A 24,910-nucleotide genomic window follows, 5' to 3' on the forward strand; every position below is an offset into this window, starting at 1 on the left:
TGAAGTCATGACCACAACCCAATCCCTGGAATTGCTGGCGCCATTGTCCGGGGTGCTGCTCGCCCTGGACCAAGTGCCTGATCCGGTGTTCTCCAGTCGCCTGATCGGCGATGGCCTGTGCATCGATCCGACCTCGCAGACCCTCTGCGCGCCGCTGGCCGGGGTGATCAGCAATATCCAGGACAGTGGTCATGCGGTGAGCGTCACCGATGACAACGGCGTCCAGGTGCTGATGCACATTGGCCTGGACACCGTGAATCTGGCGGGCCAGGGGTTCACCCGATTGGTCGAGGAAGGCCAGCGGGTGGACGCCGGGCAGCCGCTGATCGAATTCGATGCCGACTACGTGGCGCTCAACGCCCGTAGTTTGCTGACCCTGATGCTGGTGGTCAGTGGCGAGCCCTTCAAGCTGCTGACCCCGGAGCAGGGCCTGGTGGACGTGGGGCAACCGTTGCTGCGGGTAACGCCTGAGGCGGGCGCGGCCGAGGTCGAGGAAGAGCAGGGCGAGGCACTGTTTTCCAAGCCGCTGACGTTGCCCAATGCCAACGGCCTGCACGCTCGCCCGGCGGCGGTGTTTGCCCAGGCAGCCAAGGGTTTCAATGCGAGCATTTACCTGCACAAGCAAACCCAGAGCGCCAACGCCAAGTCCCTGGTGGCGATCATGGCGTTGCAAACCGTGCAGGGCGATACCGTGCAGGTGAGTGCGGCGGGCGACGATGCCGAGGCGGCGATCACGGCCCTGGTTGCCTTGCTGGCAGACGGCTGCGGAGAGACGGTGGCGGTGCAGGTCGAGGACGTTGAGCCGGCGGCGCCGGTGTCATCGGCAAGCCTGCTGCGCGGTGTGTGTGCTTCGCCGGGTTCGGCGTTCGGCCAGGTGGTTCAGGTGGCCGAGCCGGATCTGAATATCACTGAAGCCGGTGCCGGTGAAGCGGTCGAGCGTGCGACGCTGGAACGTGGCCTGCGCGAAGCGACCGAGGCACTGCAAGCCTTGCAGGCCACGGCGGTCGGCGGTGCCCAGGCGGAGATTTTCCGCGCTCATCAAGAGTTGCTGGAAGACCCGACGTTGCTGGAACAGGCCCATGAATCACTGGCTCAGGGCAAGAGTGCAGCGTTTGCCTGGAACAGTGCGACCGTCGCCACCGCCACGCTGTTCCAGGGCTTGGGCAACGCCTTGCTCGCCGAGCGCGCGGCGGACCTGGCCGACGTCGGCCAACGGGTGCTGAAGCTGATCCTCGGGATCAAGGACAGCGCCTGGGACTTGCCGGAGCAGGCGATCCTGATTGCCGAACAACTCACCCCTTCGCAAACCGCCAGCCTCGATACGCGCAAGGTGTTGGGCTTCGTCACGGTGGGCGGCGGTGCTACCAGCCACGTTGCGATCCTGGCCCGTGCCCTGGGCTTGCCGGCGATCTGCGGCGTGCCCGTGCAGGTGCTGGACCTGGCCAACGGCAAGCAAGTGCTGCTGGATGCCGACAAGGGCGAGTTGCACCTGGAGCCGAACCTGGCCGAGATCGAGCAACTGCAAGCCACCCGCCAACAACACGTACTGCGCCGCCAGCGCGAAGTGGAGCAGGCGTCATTGCCCGCCACCACCCGCGACGGTCATCACGTCGAGGTGACGGCCAACGTCGCGTCCCTGCAAGAAGTGGAACAAGCGTTGTCCCTGGGCGGAGAAGGCGTCGGTTTGCTGCGTTCCGAATTCCTCTACCTGGACCGCAACCGCGCACCGAGTCCCGAAGAACAGGCGGGCACCTACAGCGCCATTGCCCGTGCGTTGGGCCCCGAGCGCAATCTGGTGGTGCGCACCCTGGACGTCGGTGGCGACAAGCCGCTGGCCTATGTGCCGATGGACGCAGAGACCAATCCGTTCCTGGGCCTGCGTGGAATTCGCCTGTGCCTGGAGCGCCCGGAACTGCTGCGTGAACAGTTCCGCGCGATTCTCGCCAGTGCCGGTTTCGCCCGTCTGCACATCATGTTGCCGATGGTCAGCCTGCTCTCGGAACTGCGCCTGGCGCGGCAGATTCTTGAAGAGGAAGCGCTGGCCCTGGGGCTGACGGAATTGCCGAAGCTGGGAATCATGATAGAAGTGCCGTCGGCGGCGCTGATGGCGGATGTGTTTGCGCCGGAGGTGGATTTCTTCTCTATCGGCACCAACGACCTGACCCAATACACCCTGGCCATGGACCGCGATCACCCGCGCCTCGCCAGCCAGGCCGACAGCTTCCACCCGGCAGTGCTGCGTCTGATCGCCACCACCGTCAAGGCCGCCCATGCCCATGGCAAGTGGGTGGGGGTGTGCGGCGCCCTGGCGTCTGAAGCGCTGGCGGTGCCGGTGTTGATCGGGCTGGGGGTGGATGAGTTGTCGGTCAGCGTGCCGCTGATCCCGAGCATCAAGGCCACTGTGCGCGAGCTGGACCTGACGGACTGCCAATCCATCGCCCGCCAGGTGCTGGGCCTGGAAGAAGCGTCACAGGTGCGCGAAGCGTTGCGCCTGTATCACGCGGCTACCGTTGAAACCTCATTGGTTGTGGAGAACTGACATGTTCGAGAAATTTCAGCGGGCGTTCTGGAAGGCCCTGACCCCGGATTTGATTCTTGAGACGCCGCAGGCGGCTCCGGTGAGCGAATCACTATTGGCACCGGGGGTGTTGAATGCGCTGGGCGGCGCGGAGAATCTCAAGTCGCAGCAACGGGTGGCACTGACCCGGGTGCGGGTGCAGTTGAAGGAGGCGGGGCGGCTGGATGAGAAGGCGTTGAAGGCGGCGGGTGTGCCGGGTGTGATGGTGTTGGCGGGTGGGGTGGTGCACCTGATTACCGGCCTTTAAAGATCAAATCAGGTGGGGAGATTACTTTTGTGGTGAGGAGCTTGTCTGTGGCGAGGGGGCTTGTCCCCCGTTGGAGTGCGCAGCGCTCCGGCTTTTTGGGGCTGCTTCGCAACCCAACGGGGGACAAGCCCCCTCGCCACAAAAGCTCGGCTCCATACGGAGTGAGTTACAGCTGCGGGGTTTCTTCCGTCGGCTTGGTCTTGTCCACGCCCGGCACATGCAGGTTGCCTTCCACCACCTGATTGCCTTCCAGCTGCGGCTGCGTCACCCACGTCAGGATGTCGTAGTAGCGCCGGATGTTCGCCACAAAGTGCACCGGCTCACCGCCGCGGGCATAGCCATAACGCGTCTTGCTGTACCACTGCTTCTGCGCCAGGCGCGGCAGCATCTTCTTCACGTCCAGCCACTTGTTCGGGTTCAGGCCTTCTTTCTTCGCCAGGATGCGTGCGTCATCCAGGTGGCCGGTGCCGACGTTGTACGCCGCCAGGGCAAACCAGGTGCGATCCGGCTCGGCAATCTTGTCGTCCAGCTCATCCTTGATCTTGGCCAGGTACTTGGCGCCGCCCATGATGCTTTGCTTGGCGTCCAGGCGGTTGGACACGCCCATGGCCTGCGCGGTGTTCTGGGTCAGCATCATCAGGCCGCGCACGCCGGTCTTGGAGGTGACCGCCGGCTGCCACAGTGATTCCTGATAACCGATGGCCGCCAACAGGCGCCAGTCGACCTTTTCTTCCTTGGCGTAGGCCCGGAAGTGTTTCTCGTATTTGGGCAGGCGCTGCTGCAGATGCTGGGCAAAGGTGTAGGCGCCGACATAGCCGAGTACATCGACGTGCCCGTAATAACGGTCTTTCAAGCGTTGCAGGGTGCCGTTCTTTTCAACCTTGTCGAGGTAGTTGTTGACCTCGTTGAGCAGGCTGTTGTCATCGCCCGCCGCCACGGCCCAGGCCTGGTTACTGGCGTCGCCGAGGTCAAAGGCCACCCGCACGTTGGGGAAGTACACTTGGTTCATCGCCACTTCGTTGGAGTCGACGAGGGTCAGGTCGATCTGGCCTTCGTCCACCATGCGCAGCAGGTCGACCACCTCAACGGCGTCGGACTCTTCGTATTCAATCCCGGGAAACTGTTTTTTCAGCGCTGCCAGTTGCTCGGCGTGGGTGCTGCCCTTGAGCACCATGATCTTCTTGCCCACCAGGTCTGCCGCGGTGGTGGGGCGGGACTGGCCGTTGCGGTAGATGATCTGCGGGGTGACTTCCAGGTACGGATGGGAGAAGCGCACCTCTTGGCGGCGCTGCTCGCTGCTCACCAGGCCGGCGGCGGCCAGGACCGGGCCGTTGGGTTTGCCGATCTGGGAAAACAGGTCGTCAAGGTTGTCGGCGGTCTGGATCTCCAGCTTTACACCCAGGTCGTCGGCAAAGCGCTTGACCAGTTCGTATTCGAAACCGGTTTCACCGTTTCGGTCCTGGAAATACGTGGCCGGGCTGTTTCGGGTGACCACCCGCAATACGCCATCCTCCTTGATTCGCTCGAGCGTGTTGGGTTTATCCACACAGGCGCTGAGCAGCAGGAAGAGTCCGGTGACGAGGAGCCATTTGGCGCCTCGCGGGCGTAAAGCAGTAGGGGAGAACATCTGCGCAGTATACGCAAAGGACCCTCGGCGCCATATCTCGACAGCGGGGCACTTGTCTGCTAGCGCCCGTAAACCTTGGCTGCAGCCCGCAGAAACGGGGCCTGGCAGCCGATTGTGACGGTTAAAATAACTGCCCAGAACAGCGGGTATGGCCATCTGATATCGTGCGATTTATGCCAACTGACGTCCGGCTGCGGCCACTGGTGCCGTTTCGGGTGCCGTTGGCGACGGTTTACGCTAGAATGCACGGCCTCAAAGCACACCCCCTTCCCGAGGCTGTCCCGAAGATGTTGATCCTGCGCGGCGCTCCTGCCCTTTCTGCCTTTCGCCACAGCAAACTCCTTGAGCAACTGAGCCAGAAGGTACCTTCTGTCAGTGGCTTGTATGCTGAATTTGCTCACTTCGCCGACGTTAACGGCGTTTTGACCGCCGACGAACAGCAAGTGCTGGCGCGCCTTCTGAAGTACGGTCCCAGCGTTCCTGTTCAAGAGCCTAACGGCCGCTTGTTCCTGGTCCTGCCACGGTTCGGCACCATCTCGCCCTGGTCGAGCAAGGCCAGCGACATCGCCCGCAACTGCGGCCTGGAAAAAATCCAGCGCCTGGAACGCGGGATCGCCTTCTATGTAGCAGGCCAGTTCAGCGACGCCGAGGCCGAGCTGATCGCCAGCAGCCTGCACGACCGCATGACCCAGATCATCGTGGGCCAGTTGGAACAGGCCGCCGGTCTGTTCAGCCACGCCGAGCCCAAGCCGCTGACCGCGATTGACGTGCTCGGTGGCGGTCGCGCCGCGCTGGAAACCGCCAACACCGAACTGGGCCTGGCCCTCGCCGAAGACGAAATTGACTACCTGGTCAACGCCTTCATCGGCCTGAAGCGCAACCCGCACGACATCGAACTGATGATGTTCGCCCAGGCGAACTCCGAGCACTGCCGTCACAAGATCTTCAACGCCAGTTGGGACATCGACGGCCAGAGCCAGGAAAAAAGCCTGTTCGGCATGATCAAGAACACCTACGTGATGCACAGCGAAGGCGTTCTGTCGGCTTATAAAGACAACGCCTCGGTGATCGTCGGCAGCGTGGCTGGTCGCTTCTTCCCGGACCCTGAAACCCGCCAGTACGGCGCGGTGCAGGAGCCGGTGCACATCCTGATGAAAGTCGAGACTCACAACCACCCGACCGCGATTGCCCCGTTCCCGGGCGCAGCCACCGGTTCCGGCGGCGAGATTCGCGACGAAGGTGCAACCGGTCGTGGCGCCAAGCCAAAGGCCGGCCTCACTGGCTTCACCGTATCCAACCTGCAGATCCCGGGCTTCGAACAGCCGTGGGAAGTGCCGTACGGCAAGCCTGAGCGCATCGTCACCGCGCTGGACATCATGATCGAAGGCCCGCTGGGCGGCGCTGCATTCAACAACGAATTCGGGCGTCCGGCCCTGACCGGTTACTTCCGTACCTTCGAACAATCCATCACCACCCCGCGTGGCGATGAAGTGCGCGGTTACCACAAGCCGATCATGTTGGCCGGCGGCATGGGCAACATCCGCGCCGAACACGTACAGAAAGGCGAGATTCTGGTCGGCTCCAAGCTGATCGTCCTCGGCGGCCCGGCCATGTTGATCGGCCTGGGCGGCGGCGCCGCTTCCTCCATGGCCACCGGCACCAGCTCGGCAGACCTGGACTTCGCGTCCGTACAGCGTGAAAACCCTGAAATGGAACGCCGTTGCCAGGAAGTCATCGACCGTTGCTGGCAGTTGGGTGACAAGAACCCGATCAGCTTCATCCACGACGTGGGCGCGGGCGGTTTGTCCAACGCCTTCCCGGAACTGGTCAACGATGGCGACCGTGGCGGCCGCTTCGAACTGCGCAACATTCCAAACGACGAGCCGGGCATGGCCCCGCACGAAATCTGGAGCAACGAATCCCAGGAACGCTATGTGTTGGCGGTGGGTCCTGCGGACTTCGAACGCTTCCAGGCGATCTGCGAACGCGAGCGCTGCCCGTTTGCCGTGGTCGGCGAAGCCACTGCCGAGCCGCAACTGACGGTCACCGACAGCCACTTCGGCAACAGCCCGGTAGACATGCCGCTGGAAGTGTTGCTGGGCAAGGCCCCACGCATGCACCGTTCGGCCGTGCGTGAAAACGAACTGGGCGACGATTTCGATCCGTCCACCCTGGCCATCGCCGACTGCGTGGAGCGCGTCCTGCACCACCCGGCCGTTGCCAGCAAAAGCTTCCTGATCACCATCGGCGACCGCACCATTACCGGTCTGGTTGCCCGTGATCAAATGGTCGGCCCGTGGCAGGTTCCGGTGGCAGACGTTGCCGTCACCGCCACCAGCTTCGACGTCTACACCGGTGAAGCCATGGCCATGGGCGAGCGTACTCCGCTGGCCCTGCTGGACGCTCCGGCGTCGGGCCGCATGGCTATTGGCGAAACCCTGACCAACATCGCCGCGTCGCGCATCGCCAAGATCTCCGACATCAAGCTGTCGGCCAACTGGATGTCCGCTGCCGGCCACCCGGGTGAAGATGCGCGCCTGTACGACACCGTGAAAGCAGTCGGCATGGAGCTGTGCCCTGAGCTGGGCATCACCATTCCGGTGGGCAAGGACTCCATGTCCATGGCCACCCGCTGGAACGATGAAGGCGTGGACAAGAGCGTTACCTCGCCGCTGTCGCTGATCGTTACCGGCTTTGCGCCAGTGACCGACATTCGCCAGACCCTGACCCCGCAACTGCGCATGGACAAGGGCACCACCGACCTGATCCTGATCGACCTCGGTCGCGGCCAGAACCGCATGGGCGCCTCGATCCTCGCCCAGGTGCACGGCAAGCTCGGCAAACAGGCTCCGGACGTCGACGACGCCGAAGACCTGAAAGCCTTCTTCGCGGTGATCCAGGGCCTGAACGCCGACGGTCACCTGCTGGCGTACCACGACCGTTCCGACGGTGGTTTGCTGACCAGCGCCGTGGAAATGGCCTTCGCCGGTCACTGCGGCCTGAGCCTGAACCTCGATGGCCTGGCGGAAACCTCTGCCGACATCGCCGCGATCCTGTTCAACGAAGAACTGGGCGCCGTGATCCAGGTTCGCCAGGACGCAACGCCAGACGTACTCGCACAATTCAGCGCTGCTGGCCTGGGCGACTGCGTGGCCGTAGTGGGCCAGCCGATCAACAACGGTGAAATCAACATCGTCTTCAACGGCGAAACCGTGTTTGAAGGCCAGCGCCGCCTGCTGCAACGCCAGTGGGCCGAGACCAGCTACCAGATCCAGCGCCTGCGTGACAACGCCGACTGCGCCGAGCAGGAATTCGACGTGATCCTGGAAGAAGACAACCCGGGCCTGAGCACCAAGCTCAGCTTCGACGTCAACCAGGACATCGCCGCGCCTTACATCAAGAAAGGCATCCGCCCACAAGTGGCCGTATTGCGTGAGCAGGGCGTCAACGGTCAGGTGGAAATGGCGGCAGCGTTCGATCGTGCCGGCTTCAATGCGATCGACGTGCACATGAGCGACATCCTCGCCGGTCGCGTTGACCTCAATGAGTTCAAAGGCCTGGTTGCCTGCGGCGGTTTCTCCTACGGCGACGTGCTGGGTGCCGGTGAAGGCTGGGCCAAATCGGCCCTGTTCAACAGCCGTGCCCGCGACGCGTTCCAGGGCTTCTTCGAGCGTAACGACAGCTTCACCCTGGGTGTGTGCAACGGTTGCCAGATGATGTCCAACCTCAGCGAACTGATCCCGGGCAGCGAGTTCTGGCCGCACTTCGTGCGTAACCGTTCCGAGCAGTTCGAAGCCCGTGTAGCGATGGTTCAGGTGCAGGAATCCAACTCGATCTTCCTGCAGGGCATGGCCGGTTCGCGCATGCCGATCGCCATTGCCCACGGTGAAGGCCATGCCGAGTTCTCCAGCGAAGAAGCACTGCTGGAAGCCGACCTGTCCGGTACTGTGGCCCTGCGTTTCGTCGACAACCACGGCAAGGTCACCGAAGGCTACCCGGCCAACCCGAACGGCTCGCCGCGCGGGATCACCGGCCTCACCAGCCGCGACGGTCGCGTCACCATCATGATGCCGCACCCGGAGCGTGTGTTCCGCGCCGTGCAGAACTCGTGGCGCCCGGAAGAGTGGAACGAAGACGGCGCGTGGATGCGCATGTTCCGTAACGCTCGTGTGTGGGTGAACTAAGACGGTGTACAAGCTCGCCTTCTTTGTGCCCGACAGCCATGTGGAGACGGTGAAAACCGCCGTCTTCGCAGCCGGTGGCGGGCGCATCGGCCACTACGACAACTGCGCCTGGCAGGTACTGGGCCAGGGCCAATTCCGCGCGATGGACGGCAGCCAGCCGTTTATCGGGCAGGTGGGCCAGGTTGAAGTGGTTGAGGAATGGAAGGTTGAGCTGGTGGTGGCGGATGAGTTGATCGTGGCTGTGGTGGCTGCGTTGAAACTGAGCCATCCGTACGAGACACCGGCGTATGAAGTGTGGCGGTTGGCGGATTTTTGATTCGTCGGCTGCAAAACAAGAAACCCGCTGGGCCAGTTTGGTCAGCGGGTTTTTTGTTGGCTGTGAGGGCCTCATCGCGGGCAAGCCCGGCTCCCATATTTGACTGCATTGCTGGCCAACGCCTCTCAGGATCTGGCCTCCGTGCAAGCGCTGGCAGTTCATCTGGCGTTTGAAGTCGACGGTTCCCACCGTGATGTGGCGCTGGGGATTTGTCGGGTGCTGGAGGGGATTCAAATGATGGTGGATCGGATGCTGGACTTGTATGAGTTGCCTGAACAGGCGGACCCAGCTTAGAAACATTTCTTCCCTATAGGCAGTAACCCTGTGGTGAGCGGGCTTGCCCCGCGCTGGGCTGCGCAGCGGCCCTAAAACCTGCCACAGGGTTCTGTCTGAAAAAATGCGGCGTTCTTATTGGGGCTGCTGCGCAGCCCAGCGCGGGGCAAGCCCGCTCACCACAAGCAAGCTCGCTCACCACAATTTTGCTAGGCGCCGGTTACGGCTTCGCGGCCGCTGACCAGCCGTTCCAGTGCCTCACCCAAGCCCGAAGCCTTGTCACCAATCAGCAAGTGCCAAACACCGCTCTCAAGTTGACTCACGCCCTGGCAACCCAGCGCCGTCAGTTGGGACTCGGACAGCACCGAACCATCCCCCAACTCCACCCGAACAGGCGGATCCGGTTTAGAAACATTTCTTCCCTATAGGCAGTAACCCTGTGGTGAGCGGGCTTGCCCCGCGCTGGGCTGCGCAGCGGCCCTAAAACCTGCCACAGGGTTCTGTCTGAAACAATGCGGCGTTCTTATTGGGGCTGCTGCGCAGCCCAGCGCGGGGCAAGCCCGCTCACCACAAGCAAGCTCGCTCACCACACGCAAGCTCGCTCACCACAATTTTGCTAGGCGCCGGTTACGGCTTCGCGGCCGCTGACCAGCCGTTCCAGTGCCTCACCCAAGCCAGAAGCCTTGTCACCAATCAGCAAGTGCCAAACACCGCTCTCAAGTTGACTCACGCCCTGGCAACCCAGTGCCGTCAGTTGGGACTCGGACAGCACCGAACCATCCCCCAACTCCACCCGTAGGCGCGTCATCGCCACCGCGTCCAGTTGCAGCACATTGGCCCGACCGCCCAGCGCACTCAGCCATTTCTCGGCCTCGTGCACATTCACCGGTACGCTCCTCTCAACAGGCGCAACCACCGCCGCAGGCGCCGCCACATACGAAGGCATCGCCAACCGAATCTCATCGGCAATGCTGTCCGCCATCGGCCCGACCACCACCTGCAGGCTCCCGCCATTACCCGGCCGAACCACAGCCATGGCGCCCAGCGCTTTCAAATCGGCATCCACCGCCTTGTTGCGATCCACCATGTCCAGCCGCAGGCGCGTCGTGCAGGCACCCACGCTCAGCAGATTCTCCGCACCACCCAGCGCCCGAATGTAAGCCCCGGCCCGCTGGTTATCGGTCATGGTCTCCGCCTGTACGACCTGAATATCCTCACGCCCCGGCGTCTTCAAGTTGAACCGGCGAATGCAGTAATTGAACACGCTGTAGTAGATCACCGCGTACGCCAGCCCAACCGGGAACACCAGCCAGCCGTTGGTGGATTTACCCCAACCCAGCACCATGTCAATAAACCCACCGGAGAAGGTAAAGCCCAGGTGGATGTTGAGCATGTTGGTGATCGCCATCGACAACCCGGTGAGCAGCGCATGCACCAGGTACAGGAACGGCGCGAGGAACATGAACGCGAACTCGATCGGTTCGGTCACGCCGGTGAGGAACGAGGTCAGCGCCATCGACAGGAAAATCCCGCCCATGATCTTGCGCCGTTCCGGCAGTGCATTGCGGTACATCGCCAGGCAGGCGGCGGGCAGGCCGAACAGCATGACCGGGAACATGCCGGTCATGAACTGGCCGCCTTTCGGGTCGCCTGCGAAGTAGCGGGTCAGGTCGCCGGTCACCACCGCGCCTGTCGTCGGGTCGGTAAAGGTGCCGAATACAAACCACGCCATGTTGTTGAGGATGTGGTGCAAGCCGGTGACGATCAGCAGGCGGTTGAACACGCCGAACACGAACGCACCGAAGCTGCCGCTTTCCATCAGCAGCACGCCGAAGCTGTTGATGCCTTGCTGCACCGGTGGCCAGATCAAACCAAAGATCACCCCCAGCGCCACTGCCGAAAACCCGGTGACGATCGGCACGAACCGTCGCCCCCCAAAGAACGCCAGGTACTCCGGCAGCTTGATGTCCTTGAAGCGGTTATACAGCGCGCCGGCCATCAAGCCGCTGGCGATGCCCGCGAGCATGCCCATGTTGATGCTGGCGTCCATCACCTTGAGGGTGGAGACCATCACCAGGTAACCAATGGCGCCTGCCAGGCCCGCCGTGCCGTTGTTGTCGCGGGCAAAACCCACGGCAATCCCGATGGCGAAGATCAGCGCCAGGTTGGCGAAGATCGCCTGCCCGGCGTCGTGCATCACCGCGATGTTCAGCAAGTCGGTGTCGCCCAGTCGCAGCAGGAGGCCGGCGATCGGCAAAATCGCGATCGGCAGCATCAGCGCACGGCCCAGGCGTTGCAGCCCTTCGATAAAATATTGGTACACGGCGTGTCTCCCTATTTTTGTTGTTTTCAGCTCAGCGGCCAGTGGTGTTGACAGGCTTGGCGAACGGCGTTGGCGCTGCTCAGGTTAAGCAGGCTTTGGCTCAGTTGCCGGCATTGGGCTGCGTCCAGGTGGCGGACACGGTCCTTGATTTCTCCGATTTGCGGCGGGCTCACGGACAGCTCGCTGATGCCCAGGCCGATCAGCACCGGCGTGGCCAGCGGGTCGGACGCCAGCGCACCGCACACACCGACCCAGCGGCCATGTTTGGCGGCGCCGGTGCAGGTCTGGGCGATCAGCCGCAGCAGCGCCGGGTGCAGGGCGTCGACCCGGGCGGCGAGGCCGGCGTGGTCGCGGTCCATGGCCAGGGTGTACTGGGAAAGGTCGTTGGTGCCGATGGACAAGAAGTCCGCGTGCTCGGCCAGTTGTTCGGCCATCAGCGCGGCGGCGGGCACTTCGATCATCACGCCCAGCTCCGGGCGTTGGGTCAGTTCCAGCTCGGCGCACAGCTCATCGAGGCGCTGGCGGATCTGTAGCAGTTCGTCGACTTCGCTGACCATCGGCAGCAGGATCCGGCAACGCTCCAACGGGCTTACCTGGAGGAGGGCGCGCAGTTGCTGGTCCAGCAGTTCCGGGCGCACCTGGGCCATGCGAATGCCCCGCAGGCCAAGCACCGGATTGGTCTCGAACGGCAGCGGCAGGTAGTCGAGCTGCTTGTCGCCGCCCACATCGATGGTGCGGATGATTACGGACTTGTCGCCCATGGCGTCCAGCACGGCTTGATAGGCCTGACGTTGCTCTTGCTCGTCGGGCGCAGTGCGGCGGTCGACGAAGAGGAATTCAGTGCGCAGCAGGCCGACGCCATCGGCGCCGTTCTCAAAGGCCAGTTGGGCTTCGGCGCTGGAGGCAACGTTCGCGGCCACTTCAATCCGCACGCCATCCTGGGTGCTGGCGGTGCCTTGGGCGTTGGCCTGTTGCTGTTGGCGGCGCAGTTTTTGTGCGTCGCGCAACTGGTGAACCTGGGCATGGCGCGCGTCATCCGGCGTCAGTTCCAGCCGGCCATTGGCGGCATCCAGCACCACACGTTGGCCTTGAGGTACATCAAGCAATTCAGTGCCCAGCGCAACCACACACGGCAAGCCTTTACCCCGCGCCAGAATCGCCACGTGAGAGGTTGCGCCGCCTTCGGCCATGCAGATACCCGCCGCGTGTTGTTGGCTCAGTTGCAGCAGATCCGAGGGGGTCAATTCTTGGGCCGAGACGATCGCCCCGGCCGGTAATTCGAAATGCCAGGCCTCGCCCAACAGCGCCCGCAGCACGCGTTGTTGCAAGTCCCGCAGGTCGTTGGCACGTTCGGCGAACAGCGGTTTGCCGAGGGCCAGCAGCACCGCGCACTGGGCCTGGATCGCGTCGCGCCAGGCGTGAGTGGCAGCGCTGCCGTGTTCGATGGCGGCGGTGGCGGCCTCCAGCAGCGTCGGGTCTTCCAGCAGCGCCAGGTGGGCAGCGAAGATTTCTTCTTCCTCCACATCCTTGCGCTGGCGGGCCTGGTCCAGGGTGTGGCGGATTTCACCGCGCACGTGTTCCAGGGCGGTGTCCAGGTGCTGCAGTTGCTCATCCGGGACGTTGTTGCCCAAGTCTGCCGGCAGCTCGATTCCGTTCAGGCGGAACAGCGGGCCGCAGACCAGGCCGGGCGCGGCGCAGACGCCCTGCAGTACACCGGCTTCGGTATTTGCACGGCGCGGGGCAATGACCACTGGCGCGTGATGTTCTTCGCCAACTGCCACCGACAGCGCGGCGACCAGTGCTTGCAGCGCCGCTTCACAATCCTTGCCCCGGCAGGTGACCTGCACCTCGTCCTGCTCGCCAATCCCCAATCCCATCAAGCCGATCAAACTGTCGCACGAGGCCGTCTTGCCGGCGAAGTGCAGCTGCGACTGGCTGCTGAATGCCTGCGCCGTCTTGCGCACCAAGGCAGCAGGGCGCGCATGCAGGCCGCCACGGTGGGTGATGCGAATCGTCGCGCTGGCTTCGGTGACCGACTCATCAATTACCTTCGCCGCCCCGGCCAACCGCGCAACCACGTGCAGCAGCGGCTCGCCCACCTTCACTGTCTTCAAGGTGATCGGCCGCAGCTCAAACAACTCGCTGTTGGTCAGGATGATCAGGCTGACCAGGCTTTTGCACTGGCGCGCGATCAGGTCCAGGTCAAACTGCACCAGCGCCTGGCCCTTGCTGACCCGCGCGCCTGGCTTGACCAGTAGCGCAAAACCTTCGCCATTCAGTTCCACCGTGTCGATGCCCAGGTGCATCAGCAACTCAGCGCCGTTATCCGCGCGAATGGTCAGCGCATGCCCGGTGCGGGCGACATGGATGATCACCCCATCGCACGGCGCATGCAGGCAATCGTTGAGCGGGTCGATGGCAATGCCGTCGCCCATGGCGCCACTGGCGAACACTTCGTCGGGAACGTTGCCCAGGGTCAGCACCGGCCCGCTGAGGGGGGCGCTGAGGGTAAGGTCTTTATTGTTGTTGGACATGGGCACGGTACTCATCAGGAAAACGCTGCAATCAACTCAGTGGGTACGGGTCACTTTGCTCAAGTGACGCGGTTGGTCCGGGTCCATGCCTCGGGCCTCTGCCAAACCGGCTGCCATCACATAGAAGCTCTGGATCGCCAGGATCGGGTCCAATGCCGGGTGTTCGGCGCGGCTCAGGGTCAGGTCGCGTTCGGCGATGTCGTCGGGGGCGGCCAGCAGCACGCGGGCACCGCGCTGGCGCATGTCGGCGGCCAGGCTCAGCAGGCCGGCTTGTTCAGCACCGCGCGGGGCAAAGACCAGCAGCGGGTAGTTGTCATCGATCAGGGCCATCGGGCCGTGGCGCACTTCGGCGCTGCTGAAGGCTTCGGCCTGGATCGCCGAGGTTTCCTTGAGCTTGAGCGCGGCTTCCTGGGCGATGGCAAAGCCGGCACCACGGCCGATCACCATCAGTTGCTGGCAGTCGCGCAGGGCGTTGATGGCCACGCTCCAGTCTTGTTTGGCGGCTTCACGCAAACCGTCGGGCAATGCCTTGCAGGCCTGGAGCAACTCGTCTTCCTGGTTCCAGTGGCCGATCAATTGGGCGCTGGCACTCAGGGTGGCGATAAAGCTTTTGGTGGCGGCAACGCTGCGTTCCGGCCCGGCGCACAGCGGCACGTGGAATTCGCAGGCGGCTTCCAGCGGTGAGTCTTCGGCGTTGACCATCGAGATGCTCAAGGCGCCACGTTTGCGCAACAGGCGCAGGCTGTTGACCAGGTCCGGGCTTTGCCCCGACTGGGAGAAGCCGAACGCCACTTGCCCGCTGACCTTGAGCGGCGATTGCAGCATGGTCACCACCGACATCGGCAACGACGCCACCGGAATCCCCAGGTGCTGCATGGTCAGGTAGGCGAAGTAGCTGGCGGCGTGGTCCGAGCTGCCGCGGGCGATGGTCATCGCCACTTGCGGCGGCTGGCGTCGCAGACGGCCGGCGACTTCCACCAGCAGCGGGTCCAGGCGTTGCAGTTGAGCCTCGACGGCCTCACAGGAGGCCAGGGCCTCTTCAAGCATTTTTGAAGTCAATGGTTTCTCCTTCGACCATTACGTCGGTGAGGTTCAGGGAGCGGTCCAGGCGCACGCAGTCGGCAAAGCTGCCGGGTTGCAGGCGACCGCGTTCTTCGAGGCCCAGGTAGTCCGCAGGAAATTGCGACAGGCGTTGTGAGGCTTCGCTGATCGGCAGGCCTATCTTCACCAGGTTGCGCAGCGCCTGGTCCATGGTCAGGGTGCTGCCGGCCAGCGTTCCATCGGCCAGGCGTACGCCGCCCAGGCATTTGGTCACGGTGTGGCTGCCCAGCTTGTATTCACCGTCGGGCATGCCGGCGGCGGCGGTGGAGTCGGTGACGCAGTACAGGCACGGGATCGAACGCAGGGCCACGCGCATGGCGCCGGGGTGCACGTGCAACAGGTCGGGAATCAGTTCGGCGTATTGGGCGTGGGCCAGCGCCGCGCCGACGATGCCGGGCTCGCGGTGATGCAGCGGGCTCATGGCGTTGTACAAGTGGGTGAAGCTGGTGGCGCCGGCGGCGAGGGCGGCGACGCCTTCTTCGTAGCTGCCCAGGGTGTGACCGATCTGCATGCGCACGCCGCGTTCGCTGAGGGCGCGGATCAGGCCGTCGTGGCCGGCGATTTCCGGGGCAATCGTGATCACCCGGATCGGCGCCAGGCGCAGGTATTCTTCGACTTCGGCCATCAACGCGGTGTGGGCGAAGTTCGGTTGTGCGCCGAGTTTTCCCGGATTGATGTAGGGGCCTTCCAAGTGCACGCCGAGCACGCGGGCGGTGCCGGTGGGGCGGCTTTCGCAGTAAGTGCCGATTTCGCCGAGCACGCGGGAAATTTCGTCCACCGGCGCGGTCATGGTGGTGGCCAGCAGGGAGGTGGTACCAAATCGTACGTGGGTGCGGGTAATGGTCTGAAAGGCGTCGCTGCCTTCCATGATGTCTTTGCCGCCACCGCCGTGTACGTGCAGGTCGATAAAGCCTGGCAGCAGGTAGGGCCGGTCGTTGTCAGCCGGGTCGCACGGGCTGCCTTCAATGGCAGTCACCTTGCCGTGCTGGTGCACCAGGCGGCCGCGAATCCAGCCGCTGGGCGTGAGGATGTTGTCTTCGGACATGGGCAGTTCTCTAAATTCGCAGTTCAGCGGAATAGTCGTGGCGGCGCAGTTCTGCGACGAAGTCGTAGTAGTCGTTGCGGCAGTAGGTGTCGGTGATTTCTATTGGCGTGTTGTCGGCGGTGTAGCCCACCCGGGTCATCAGCAGCATGGCGGTGCCGGGGGCGATGCCCACCAGGGCCGCGAACTCGTCCGAGGCGTTGATTGCCTGGATGTGTTGCAGGGCGCGCACGATGGGCTTGCCGATGCTTTCCAGGTATTCGTAGAGCGAATTGCCGATGGCCTGCGGGTGCGGGAGGACAGAGGCGGGCATGGCGGTCATTTCAATCGCCATCACCGTGTCGTCGGCCTTACGTAAACGCTTGAGGCGCGCGACCTTGTCGCTGGGCGACAGGCCCAGGCGGATCAATTCTTCATGGGTCGGCGGGGTGATCTCGCGCTCCAGCCACTGGGAAGTCGGCACAAACCCCTTGAGCCGGAGCATTTCGCTGAAGCCCGAGAGGCGCGACAGCGGCTGTTCCAGGCGTGGCGTGATAAAGGTTCCGGAGCCTTGGCTGCGACGGATCAGGCCTTGTTCGAACAGCACTTCCAGCGCCTTGCGGGCTGTGACTCGGGAAATGCTCAGTTGCTCGCTGAGGGCACGTTCCGAAGGCAATGCCTGCTCGGATTTCCATTGGCCGGCATGAATCGCGGCTTCCAGGTTGCGGGCCAGTTGCAGGTACAGCGGCGTCGATTGTTTGTCGTCGGGGCGCAGGGTCAGGATGGGGTTCATCGTGTCGGTTTCCGATGCGGTTATTGGAGTGTTGTCGCCCGGTAGTGATCGAAAGCTAATACCACTTAAATACCATGTCAATGCAGCGAAAACGGTGCAGACGAGTGTTTGCGGGCGCCTTAATAGTGCGCCAGATCAAGTGGTATTAGAGAGGTCTTTTTTATGGACGAAGGTTACAGCCCCCGGTGAGGGCGCCGTGACCGAAATGGTATTCACCCCGGAGGGGCTGACACGCGTTGAATTTTTTTTGAATAAATTTGGTATTACTACAAATTCTGCCTTTCAGAAGTCGATACGCGCGGGGCAACGGATGATGGACCGCGGCAAAAGCCACCCGGCACCGAAGGTGCGACGCCGGATGGTAGCTGGCTGAATAGTGCTCTCAGCGTGTTGTAGCAGGCTCAGTTGGGGAGTTTGATGGTAAGCACGTCCCTATCACGTTCTGATTGGGTATACAGCCAGCCACCGTCCGGACTTATTTCGAGAGTGCCTCGGCCGATATCGTTCGCGCCAATGTAGTGAATGTCGCCGCTGTTTATACGCAGGTCCAGAATAAAGCTGCCCAAAAGGTCATAGAGGTACAAACGCTCGGCGTTGGGGCTGATAGCGATCTCCTCCATTGAAAGATGCCCATGCTCTATTCTCTTTTCAACGGTGTTAGTTACCGTGGTGATCACTGCAACCCAGGACGTGAAGTCACCTACCCAAGGATTTTTTGCTCCGATAGCCGCGTACACTTTTTTTCCGTCAATACTGACGGCCATGCTGGTGGAGTAGCCTTCTAACGGAATGCTCTTTTCGATTTCATGGCGTGAGGTGTTAATCACCAAAACTACACTACCGTCCTCGTAAAGATCAGCGGAGTCGGCGACAGCATAGGCGTAACCATTTGCGTTAAAGGTAATAGCACGCACGAAACCGGGTGTGTCCAGGTTCTTGAGTACTTTGTTATGCTCGATATCAACGACGTTGATACCCGTGTCGGACGTGACATAGGCAATGTTTCCCGCAGGATTGATAGCGATCAGGAAAGGATAGGGGTGTGAGAGGGAGAGCGTCTTCTCAATAGTATTTGAGTGGGTATTGATCACGGCTACCGTAGAAATGTTGCCATTGCACACATACACGTGTTTACCATCCTGGCTGGCAGCTATGCCAAGAGGGCGCTCGAAGCCTTCAATTTCTTTAATGACCTCTTTTTTCTCAGTGTCGATTACAGATACATCTCCCTGGAAAGCGACTGCGTAGAAGTGCTTCCCGTCAGGACTGAATGTACCTGCGTAATAATCGCCGTCGATAGGGATGACTTGCTGTTGAACAACGATCTGAGCCCAGACTTTACTTCCCTGATACTCGGCAACCAGTGAGTGCGAGCCCACAGCAGCAGCGGTGTCGCATTGTGTGCCCTTTAACGTGAACCTGCCTTCACTATCGGCTTTAAAGCCATGTTGGCCGAACGTGCCGTCTGCATAGTGAAAACCTTTGGGTAAGGTGATGTTGATTGTGGCGTCTTTTGCGTGAGGGTGATGTATTTTTAACTTGATATCTTTCAGCGGTTTTCCGGGAGTGGCGTTATAGCGAACAACTTGATGAAAGTGCCCCTTCGGATCTTGGGGGTCTATAAAGCGCAGGTCGGTATTGGACATGGGATAACTCCTGTAATGGATGGTGAATGCCCCCGTATTAGGGACGTTCCATTCAGGTGTTTCTACTGTCAAACTTCACAGTTCTTGAGACGATATAGGAATAGAGTTATTAACTAAAACGTATAAACATCAAGGACGAATCTCGATCATCGTGCCGTCTTTCACCAGGTTCCAGACCTCGCGCATGTCGACATTGCGCATGCCGATGCAGCCGTCGGTCCAGTCCAGGGTGTGGAACAGCTCTTCGGGGTAGTCCTCGGCGTCGGGGGTGCCGTGGATCATGATCATGCTGCCGGGTTTTACCCCTTCGCGGCGGGCGCGGGCGGAGTCGCTGATGTTGGGGTAGGAAATGTGCATGGCCAGGTTGAAACGGTCGCTGGTCTTGCGCCAGTCGATCCAGTAGAAGCCTTCCGGGGTTCGACGGTCGCCTTCCATCAGCTTGGTGCCCTTGGGGTTTTTGCCCAGGGAAATTCGATAGGTCTTGAGGGGCTTGCCGTCGTTGATCAGTTGCAACTGATGGGCGGACTTGAGCACCAGGATTTTCTCGACGGGTTTGCCGCCCAGGATCAGTTGGGTGGAGGCTGGCGACAGCGTGGCAAACGACAGGCAGATCAGAGCAAGCAACCAACGCATTAAAACGGTATCCCCTGAGAAGACTACGTGCCGCCTGGAGTTGTTATTTGGCCAATTGGGTCAGTGGCGGCACCGACTCGCTGCGCACCGGATACGACTGTTGCCGGCGGTCAGCAAAAAAGCATTCTAAGGTACGCCCGACCGTGCGGAAAGCCAGCTCTGACCAAGGGATGTCGGCTTCATCGAATAAGCGCACTTCGAGGCTTTCGGGGCCTGCGGCAAAGTCCAGGTCGATCAGCTCGGCGCGGTAGAAGATGTGCACCTGACTGATGTGCGGCACGTCGATCAGGGTATAGATGCTCAGGTTGCGCACCCGGGCGCAGGCTTCTTCCAGGGTTTCGCGCATGGCGGCCTGCTCGACGGTCTCGCCGTTCTCCATGAAGCCGGCGGGCAGGGTCCAGAAGCCCAGGCGCGGCTCGATGGCGCGGCGGCACAGCAACACTTGATCGCCCCATACCGGCACGGTGCCCGCGACGATATTGGGGTTCTGATAGTGAATGGTCTGACAGTGATCGCAGACATAACGCAGGCGTGCGTCGCCTTCGGGAATGCGCTGGGTGACCGGTTTACCGCACTGGCTGCAGAAGTTCATGCTGGGGTTCCTGGAGAGTGCGCCTATCTTGGCGTGACCGGGTATGGGCTGCAAGTTGTCGTTTAGCGACATGGCCAGGGTTTTGGGGTTGGGCGTGCGCAAGGTTTGGTGCATGATGCAAGGTAGCCAACAGACCGAGATGACTCATGCTGGACGAGCTACTTCGCCGGGTAAGCAATCATACGCCCCACACGCTGGAGACCGACGGTCGTTTCCCGGAAGCGGCGGTACTGGTGCCGATCACCCGCAGCGACGAACCCGAGCTGATCCTGACCTTGCGCGCCAGCGGGTTATCCACCCATGGCGGCGAAGTGGCGTTCCCTGGCGGGCGCCGCGACCCCGACGATCCCGACCTGATATTCACCGCGCTACGTGAAGCCGAAGAAGAAATCGGCCTGCCGCCAGGGCTGGTGGAAGTCATCGGCCCGTTGAGCCCACTGATTTCCCTGCACGGTATCCGTGTCACGCCTTATGTAGGCGTTATCCCTGATTACGTTGAATACCTGGCGAATGACGCCGAGATCGCGGCTGTTTTCAGCGTGCCCCTGGAGTTTTTTCGCCAGGACCCGCGCGAACATACCCACCGTATCGATTACCAGGGCCGCAGTTGGTACGTGCCCAGTTATCGGTTTGGCGAATACAAGATCTGGGGCCTGACGGCGATCATGATTGTCGAGCTGATCAATCTGCTCTATGACGATGCCGACATCAGCCTGCACCGACCGCCGAAAAGCTTCATCAATACCTAAGAGCCAGATGGCCATCGTTTCCGCCGTGAGGAACCACCTATGAAATACCGCCTGGGCGACGCCCGAGTCGAAACCCATCCCGACAGCTGGGTGGCCCCCAATGCCACGCTGGTGGGCAAGGTCAAGCTGGAGGAGGGCGCCAACGTCTGGTTCAACGCGGTGTTGCGCGGCGACAACGAGCTGATCCTGATCGGCAAGAACAGCAACGTGCAGGACGGCAGCGTGATGCACACCGACATGGGCTACCCGCTGACACTGGGCACCGGCGTGACCATTGGCCATAACGCCATGCTGCATGGCTGCACCGTCGACGATTACAGCCTGATCGGCATCAATGCGGTCATCCTCAACGGGGCGAAGATCGGCAAGCACTGCATCATCGGCGCCAATTCGCTGATTGGCGAAGGCAAGGAAATTCCCGACGGTTCGCTGGTGATGGGCTCGCCGGGCAAGGTGGTGCGGGAACTGACTGACGTGCAGAAGAAGATGCTTGAGGCCAGCGCTGCGCACTATGTGCATAACGCCCGGCGTTATGCGCGTGACCTAGTTGAGCAGGAAGAATGAACCCGGTGGAACGCCCCGTCGCCTCGCCCTGCGTGAGCATTTGTGCGCTGGATGACGACGATATTTGCACCGGTTGCCAGCGCACGGTGGATGAAATCACCCGCTGGAGCCGCATGGACAACGCCGAGCGTCGGGTGGTGCTGGGGTTGTGTCATGAGCGGGCGAAGGCGAGTGGGCTGATGTGGATGATTCCGGGGAAGTCTAACGCTTGACCCTGTGGTGAGGGGGCTTGTCCCCCGTTGGGCTGCGAAGCGGCCCCAGTATAGCCACCGCATTTCTTCAGGCAGAACTTCATGGCAGGTTTTGGGGCTGCAACGCAGCCCAACGGGGGACAAGCCCCCTCGCCACAGGCTTTCATTGTGCAGTACCCTGTGCCCTTGTTCACAGGTCCCTCGCCCCATGTTCTTCCTGATTGCCTACATCAGCAGCGTCGTGCTGATCAACTTTGCCTTTTCCACCGCCCCGCACCTGGACGTCATCTGGTCTGCCTGGGGCGGCTTGGTGTTTGTATTGCGGGACATGGTGCAAACCCGCTTCGGCCATGGCGCGATCATCGCCATGCTCGCGGCGCTCGTGCTGTCCTACATCACGTCCGATCCATCCATCGCCCTGGCCAGCGCCACGGCGTTTGCGGTGTCGGAGTGCATCGACTGGCTGGTGTTCAGCATCACCAAGCGTCCGCTCCACGATCGCCTGTGGATAAGTTCGGCGCTGAGCATTCCCCTCGATACCTTTATCTTTTTCGGCCTGATCGGCGCGCTGACGCCTGCGGTGGCGGGCACTGCGCTGGTCTCGAAGTTCGCCGGCGTTACCGTGGTGTGGCTAGCCATGGCCTGGCGTTTGCGCCGGCAGCGCGTCGCCAACTGAAGCCAATCTTTACAGTTCATGTAAAATGCCGGCCTTTCTCCACCATGATCCGCTCCCCTGAGGACCTGAGATGACCCGAATCGGAACTCCATTGTCGCCAACCGCGACCCGCGTAATGCTGTGTGGCTGCGGTGAGCTGGGCAAGGAAGTGGTAATCGAACTGCAACGCCTGGGCGTTGAAGTGATTGCCGTGGATCGCTACGCCAACGCGCCGGCCATGCAGGTTGCGCACCGTAGCCACGTGATCAATATGCTCGATGGCGCCGCCCTGCGTGCCGTGATCGAAGCCGAAAAGCCGCACTTCATCGTGCCGGAAATCGAAGCGATCGCCACCGCGACCCTGGTTGAGCTGGAAGCCGAAGGCTTCACCGTGATCCCGACCGCCCGCGCGACGCTGCTGACCATGAACCGCGAAGGCATCCGTCGCCTGGCCGCCGAAGAGCTGGACCTGCCGACCTCGCCGTACCACTTCGCCGACACCTTCGAGGACTACAGCAAGGCCGTCACCGACCTGGGCTTCCCATGCGTTGTCAAGCCGGTGATGAGTTCGTCGGGCAAGGGTCAGAGCCTGCTGCGCAGCGCTGATGACGTGCAGAAAGCCTGGGACTACGCCCAGGAAGGCGGCCGTGCCGGCAAGGGCCGCGTGATCATCGAAGGCTTTATCGACTTCGACTACGAAATCACCCTGTTGACCGTGCGCCACATCGGCGGCACCACCTTCTGTGCGCCTGTCGGCCACCGTCAGGAGAAGGGCGACTACCAGGAATCCTGGCAGCCACAGGCCATGAGCCCGATTGCCCTGGCCGAATCCGAGCGTGTTGCCAAAGCGGTGACCGAGGCCTTGGGTGGTCGTGGTCTGTTTGGCGTCGAGCTGTTCATCAAAGGCGATCAAGTGTGGTTCAGCGAAGTCTCGCCACGCCCGCATGACACCGGCCTGGTGACCCTGATTTCCCAGGACTTGTCGCAGTTTGCCCTGCATGCGCGGGCGATTCTTGGCCTGCCGATCCCGTTGATCCGTCAGTTCGGGCCGTCGGCCTCGGCGGTGATCCTGGTGGAAGGGCAGTCGACCCAGACCGCGTTTGCCAACCTGGGTGCAGCCTTGAGCGAGCCGGATACGGCGTTGCGTCTGTTTGGCAAGCCGGAAGTGAACGGCCAGCGCCGCATGGGCGTGGCACTGGCACGGGATGAGTCGATTGAGGCTGCCCGGGCTAAAGCCACTCGTGCTTCGAAGGCAGTTGTTGTAGAGCTGTAACCGAGGCGCGCCCTTCGCGAGCAAGCCCGGCTCCCACAGTTTGATTTGTGAATACATTCAAATGTGGGAGGGGGCTTGCTCCCGAAAGCGGCCTATCAGGCGACCTTGTTCAAATCGTTATGGCGCGTCTCTTTCAGGCACAACACAGCAATCAAGCTGATGACCGCTGCCGCCGACACATACCCGCCGACATAACTCAAACCGCCCATCGCCACCAGCTTGGTCGCGAAGAACGGTGCCGCCGATGCACCCACGATCCCACCCAGGTTATACGCCGCCGAAGCGCCGGTATAACGCACGCGGGTCGGGAACAGTTCCGGCAACATCGCGCCCATCGGGGCAAACGTTACGCCCATCAAAAACAGCTCCAGCGCCAGGAACAGTGCCACGGCCCAGGTTGAACCGTGGGTCAGCAACGGTTCCATGGTGAAGCCGGAGAGGATGGTCAGGATCGCCCCCACAATCAGCACCGGCTTACGCCCGTAACGGTCGCTTGCCCACGCCGCCAGTGGCGTCGCCGCGCCCATGAACAGCACCGCGAAGCACAGCAACCCGAGGAAGGTTTCACGGCTGTAGCCCAGCGTGGACACACCGTAGCTGAGGGAAAACGCCGTGGTGATGTAGAACAGCGCATAACACACCACCATTGACGCCGCGCCCAGCAGCACCGGCAGCCAGTGCTGGCTGAACAGTTCCACCAGCGGCACCTTCACCGGCGCTTCTTTGGCCACGGCATTCGCGAACACCGGCGTTTCATGCAGTTTGAGCCGCGCATACAGGCCCACCATCACCAGTGCCGCGCTGAGGATGAACGGAATGCGCCAGCCCCAGCTACGGAACTGCTCGTCGCTCAGGCTCATGGCCAGGATCAGGAACAGCCCGTTGGCTGCCAGAAAGCCGATCGACGGACCCAGTTGCGGGAACATGCCGAACCAGGCGCGTTTGCCCTTCGGTGCGTTCTCGGTGGCCAGCAATGCTGCGCCGCCCCATTCGCCGCCTAGCCCGAGGCCTTGGCCAAAACGCAGCACGCAGAGCAGGATCGGCGCCCACGCCCCGATGCTGTCGTATCCGGGCAGCAAGCCGATCAGGGTGGTGCACACGCCCATCAGCAGCAGGGACGCAACCAGTGTGGACTTGCGGCCGATCCGGTCGCCAAAGTGGCCGAACAGCGCCGAACCCAGCGGCCGTGCGATAAACGCGATACCGAAGGTCAGGAACGAAGCCAGCATCTGCGCCGTGCCGGAAGTTTGCGGGAAGAACACCGGGCCGATCACCAGCGCCGCGGCGGTCGCGTAGATATAGAAGTCGTAGAACTCGATGGCGGTGCCGATGATGCTCGCGGTGGCGACCCGGGCCGTCGAATTGGTCGGGGCAGCGGTCGCCGCCTCGTTATAGGTGGTGCTCATGGAGGTATCCCTGACGGTCATTGCGCGTTTGGACGCGGATTATTATTGGTCGAACACCCATGGATCAGGGGTGTGCGCGGGGCGGCTCGGGATGGGAGCAAACACCGGTCAGACACGGTAAAGCGGTGCCTGGACACGCTCAGTGCGGGTAGCACGCGGTCGGGCGGGGCTTGGGTAAGCCGCCCCGATTATAGGAAGGGGTTT

Annotated in this window: 20 protein-coding genes and 2 pseudogenes; 11 read left to right on the forward strand and 11 right to left on the reverse strand. The window is 62.0% G+C overall.

The features are described 5' to 3' along the window. Positions 1 to 7 precede the first annotated feature (7 nt). Together ptsP (HKK54_RS15720) and HKK54_RS15725 are read left to right on the forward strand one after the other, a co-directional pair. The gene (gene ptsP, locus HKK54_RS15720; RefSeq protein ID WP_169387179.1) at positions 8 to 2,539 is read left to right on the forward strand and encodes a phosphoenolpyruvate--protein phosphotransferase; all 2,532 of its coding nucleotides are present in this window, start codon (positions 8 to 10) and stop codon (positions 2,537 to 2,539) included. Between the two features lies 1 nt (position 2,540). Continuing rightward, on the forward strand, positions 2,541 to 2,825 hold the full coding sequence (locus HKK54_RS15725) for a PTS transporter subunit EIIB (protein WP_169387180.1): 285 nt from the start codon (positions 2,541 to 2,543) through the stop codon (positions 2,823 to 2,825). 166 nt (positions 2,826 to 2,991) lie between these two features. On the opposite strand, the gene mltF is transcribed toward HKK54_RS15725, so the two are convergent. Next, entirely contained in the window at positions 2,992 to 4,452 is a 1,461-nt protein-coding gene (mltF, locus tag HKK54_RS15730) for a membrane-bound lytic murein transglycosylase MltF (RefSeq protein WP_169387181.1), read from the reverse strand. A gap of 287 nt (positions 4,453 to 4,739) precedes the next feature. Here mltF and purL point away from each other — a divergent pair, with 287 nt between their 5' ends. From purL to HKK54_RS15745, 3 genes and pseudogenes are all read left to right on the forward strand, one after another. Beyond that, entirely contained in the window at positions 4,740 to 8,636 is a 3,897-nt protein-coding gene (gene purL, locus HKK54_RS15735) for a phosphoribosylformylglycinamidine synthase (protein ID WP_169387182.1), read from the forward strand. 4 nt (positions 8,637 to 8,640) lie between these two features. Continuing rightward, positions 8,641 to 8,952 carry an NGG1p interacting factor NIF3 gene (locus HKK54_RS15740; RefSeq protein ID WP_169387183.1) on the forward strand — a complete coding sequence of 104 codons (312 nt, stop codon included), beginning with the start codon at positions 8,641 to 8,643 and terminating at the stop codon, positions 8,950 to 8,952. A 108-nt stretch (positions 8,953 to 9,060) separates the two neighbouring features. Next, positions 9,061 to 9,246 (forward strand): annotated as a pseudogene (locus tag HKK54_RS15745) (DUF6124 family protein); the annotation flags it as partial. Between the two features lie 188 nt (positions 9,247 to 9,434). Here HKK54_RS15745 and HKK54_RS15750 read toward each other — a convergent pair. The 6 genes and pseudogenes from HKK54_RS15750 to HKK54_RS15775 all read right to left on the reverse strand — a co-directional run. Continuing rightward, a pseudogene (locus HKK54_RS15750) lies at positions 9,435 to 9,617 on the reverse strand (PTS N-acetyl-D-glucosamine transporter); the annotation flags it as partial. A gap of 224 nt (positions 9,618 to 9,841) precedes the next feature. Continuing rightward, on the reverse strand, positions 9,842 to 11,500 hold the full coding sequence (nagE, locus tag HKK54_RS15755; RefSeq protein ID WP_442962336.1) for an N-acetylglucosamine-specific PTS transporter subunit IIBC: 1,659 nt from the start codon (positions 11,498 to 11,500) through the stop codon (positions 9,842 to 9,844). A gap of 74 nt (positions 11,501 to 11,574) precedes the next feature. Beyond that, positions 11,575 to 14,082 (reverse strand): phosphoenolpyruvate--protein phosphotransferase, encoded by a 2,508-nt coding sequence (gene ptsP, locus HKK54_RS15760; protein WP_169387185.1) that lies wholly within the window; start codon positions 14,080 to 14,082, stop codon positions 11,575 to 11,577. A 36-nt stretch (positions 14,083 to 14,118) separates the two neighbouring features. Further along, positions 14,119 to 15,141, reverse strand: coding sequence for an SIS domain-containing protein (locus HKK54_RS15765; RefSeq protein ID WP_029616167.1), 1,023 nt, complete (start codon positions 15,139 to 15,141; stop codon positions 14,119 to 14,121). Then, positions 15,122 to 16,228: an N-acetylglucosamine-6-phosphate deacetylase gene (gene nagA, locus HKK54_RS15770; RefSeq protein ID WP_169387186.1), complete on the reverse strand. Its 1,107-nt coding sequence runs from the start codon at positions 16,226 to 16,228 to the stop codon at positions 15,122 to 15,124. The genes HKK54_RS15765 and nagA overlap by 20 nt, the downstream gene beginning before the upstream one ends. 10 nt (positions 16,229 to 16,238) lie before the next feature. Beyond that, entirely contained in the window at positions 16,239 to 16,997 is a 759-nt protein-coding gene (locus tag HKK54_RS15775; protein WP_010176837.1) for a GntR family transcriptional regulator, read from the reverse strand. Between the two features lies 1 nt (position 16,998). On the opposite strand from HKK54_RS15775, the gene HKK54_RS15780 reads away from it, so the two are divergent. Then, positions 16,999 to 17,370, forward strand: a complete 372-nt coding sequence (locus HKK54_RS15780; RefSeq protein ID WP_169387187.1) for a hypothetical protein — start codon at positions 16,999 to 17,001, stop codon at positions 17,368 to 17,370. A gap of 28 nt (positions 17,371 to 17,398) precedes the next feature. Here HKK54_RS15780 and HKK54_RS15785 read toward each other — a convergent pair whose 3' ends face one another. The 3 genes from HKK54_RS15785 to HKK54_RS15795 all read right to left on the reverse strand — a co-directional run bounded on the left by HKK54_RS15785 (position 17,399) and on the right by HKK54_RS15795 (position 19,868). Next, on the reverse strand, positions 17,399 to 18,643 hold the full coding sequence (locus HKK54_RS15785) for a YncE family protein (RefSeq protein WP_169387188.1): 1,245 nt from the start codon (positions 18,641 to 18,643) through the stop codon (positions 17,399 to 17,401). 129 nt (positions 18,644 to 18,772) lie between these two features. Next, positions 18,773 to 19,276 (reverse strand): L,D-transpeptidase family protein, encoded by a 504-nt coding sequence (locus tag HKK54_RS15790; RefSeq protein WP_010176835.1) that lies wholly within the window; start codon positions 19,274 to 19,276, stop codon positions 18,773 to 18,775. A 43-nt stretch (positions 19,277 to 19,319) separates the two neighbouring features. After that, positions 19,320 to 19,868 (reverse strand): NUDIX hydrolase, encoded by a 549-nt coding sequence (locus tag HKK54_RS15795; protein WP_003209606.1) that lies wholly within the window; start codon positions 19,866 to 19,868, stop codon positions 19,320 to 19,322. A gap of 146 nt (positions 19,869 to 20,014) precedes the next feature. On the opposite strand from HKK54_RS15795, the gene HKK54_RS15800 reads away from it, so the two are divergent. From HKK54_RS15800 to purT, 5 genes are all read left to right on the forward strand, one after another. After that, a complete protein-coding gene (locus HKK54_RS15800; protein ID WP_010176834.1) occupies positions 20,015 to 20,617 on the forward strand; it encodes a CoA pyrophosphatase in 603 nt (200 codons plus the stop codon). 39 nt (positions 20,618 to 20,656) lie between these two features. Next, positions 20,657 to 21,181 (forward strand): gamma carbonic anhydrase family protein, encoded by a 525-nt coding sequence (locus HKK54_RS15805; RefSeq protein WP_010176833.1) that lies wholly within the window; start codon positions 20,657 to 20,659, stop codon positions 21,179 to 21,181. Further along, positions 21,178 to 21,393, forward strand: coding sequence for a DUF1289 domain-containing protein (locus HKK54_RS15810; RefSeq protein WP_169387189.1), 216 nt, complete (start codon positions 21,178 to 21,180; stop codon positions 21,391 to 21,393). The genes HKK54_RS15805 and HKK54_RS15810 overlap by 4 nt, the downstream gene beginning before the upstream one ends. 187 nt (positions 21,394 to 21,580) lie before the next feature. After that, a complete protein-coding gene (locus tag HKK54_RS15815) occupies positions 21,581 to 22,048 on the forward strand; it encodes a hypothetical protein (protein ID WP_003209599.1) in 468 nt (155 codons plus the stop codon). Positions 22,049 to 22,118: 70 nt separating this feature from the next. Further along, on the forward strand, positions 22,119 to 23,300 hold the full coding sequence (gene purT, locus HKK54_RS15820) for a formate-dependent phosphoribosylglycinamide formyltransferase (RefSeq protein WP_169387190.1): 1,182 nt from the start codon (positions 22,119 to 22,121) through the stop codon (positions 23,298 to 23,300). A gap of 95 nt (positions 23,301 to 23,395) precedes the next feature. Here purT and HKK54_RS15825 read toward each other — a convergent pair whose 3' ends face one another. Beyond that, positions 23,396 to 24,706: an MFS transporter gene (locus HKK54_RS15825; RefSeq protein ID WP_010176830.1), complete on the reverse strand. Its 1,311-nt coding sequence runs from the start codon at positions 24,704 to 24,706 to the stop codon at positions 23,396 to 23,398. Positions 24,707 to 24,910 lie beyond the last annotated feature (204 nt).

The organism is Pseudomonas sp. ADAK13, assembly GCF_012935715.1.
Classification (GTDB): Bacteria; Pseudomonadota; Gammaproteobacteria; order Pseudomonadales; family Pseudomonadaceae; genus Aquipseudomonas.